Annotated in this window: 1 protein-coding gene and 1 pseudogene; both read right to left on the minus strand. The window is 61.5% G+C overall.

Going from position 1 to position 1,317, the window contains the following annotated elements; genetic code table 11:
• Positions 1-986, minus strand: a 986-nt coding sequence (locus G568_RS19490; RefSeq protein ID WP_157084471.1) for an ABC transporter substrate-binding protein, incomplete at its 3' end; no start/stop codon positions are given.
• A 230-nt stretch (positions 987-1,216) separates the two neighbouring features.
• Positions 1,217-1,317, minus strand: a pseudogene (locus G568_RS20775) (IS6 family transposase); the annotation flags it as partial.

The following is a 1,317-nucleotide window of genomic DNA, read 5'->3' on the forward strand; positions in this document are numbered from 1 at the left end:
AGCATTGCCAACGCGACGACGTTCATCGCGTCATAGGTGTTGGTGCCGAAGATCTTGACCTCTTCGCCGGCGTAGTCCTGATAGCGCTCCTCGAATGCACGATTCAGCTCCTGTCCCTCTTCGGACGCAACCTCCTCGAGCCCGTAGGTGCCCTCCACCAGTTCCGCTCCGGCGAGGTTTATGTAATCGGCGTTGGTCTGGTCCTGAGTGACGAACCAGCTGCCGTCATAGCCTGATTGGAACGCGTTGGTCATCACGCGCGCCGAGTCCTCCGGCGCGGCGACGAGGACGATACCGTCCGGGGAGGCGCCCAGCGCCTCCTGCACCTCGGCCCTGTAAGAGGGCTTGCCGGGCGTGAACTCGATCACCTGGGCGACGTCTGTACCGTAATCTGCGAAGCTGCGTTCGATCGGCTCCAGAAAAGAGACCATGGCCGGCGACTGCGCAACCATCAGAACCGGGTTTTCCCAGGCGCTGGCGGCGTCGGCCAAGTATTGCGCGTCTGTCGCAGCGCGTGCAATGGCGCGCCCACCCAGCGCGTCCGAAGGCACGGTGCGAAAGCACACGTCCTGACAAGCGCGGTCGAGCTCGGTGGTGCCGGCGGTCGGCGTCACCATGGGCACGCCGTTGTCGATGATCAGGTTCTTGGAGCCCGAGAACGATAGCGAGGTTGGCCCGACCAGTGCCATAACGTTGTCCACATTGATCAGCTTCTGCGCCGCGGTGGTGCCCGCATCGACCACACCTTCGGTGTCGCCCTGCACGAAGGTGATCTCGCGGCCACCAATCCCACCCGCGCCGTTGACTTCTTCGGCGATCATCCGAGCCACGGGCTGCACGTTTTCGCCTACCCAAGCGTATTGCCCGGTGAAGGGGAGCAGAAGCCCAACTTTCAGTGGGTCATCCTGAGCTGCGGCTGGCCCTGCTGCGATCAGTCCAACAGCAGCAATGGCGGCGCAGGCCTTGCGCATAGCTAATTCGGTCATTTCGTTTCCTCCCAGGTTGGTTCGGGCGCGGACAAGCTCCTCCACGGGCCACGCCTTCGAGGCGAGGCTAAGCCGCGCAGTTTGGAAACTCAACACTTGAACCGGATATCGCCAGAGAGACGCTAAAGGGACATCTGGGCTGAAGTAAGGGCGGGAAATCCCAGTGTCTCATTAGCCGGTGCTGTCAGACGAATTCGAACTCGTCTCTGCAAGAACATTGACGCTGTCTCTTATGCCGCGCAAAGGCCGCGCCACTCGGCGAGAGCCGCGGCGCGGTTGAGTTTGAAAATGTTCCGGCTTGAGAGGCTTTGTTCCGAGTTGAAGAGTTTGA

It is taken from the genome of Sediminimonas qiaohouensis DSM 21189 (genome assembly GCF_000423645.1).
GTDB classification, from domain to species: domain Bacteria; phylum Pseudomonadota; class Alphaproteobacteria; order Rhodobacterales; family Rhodobacteraceae; genus Sediminimonas; species Sediminimonas qiaohouensis.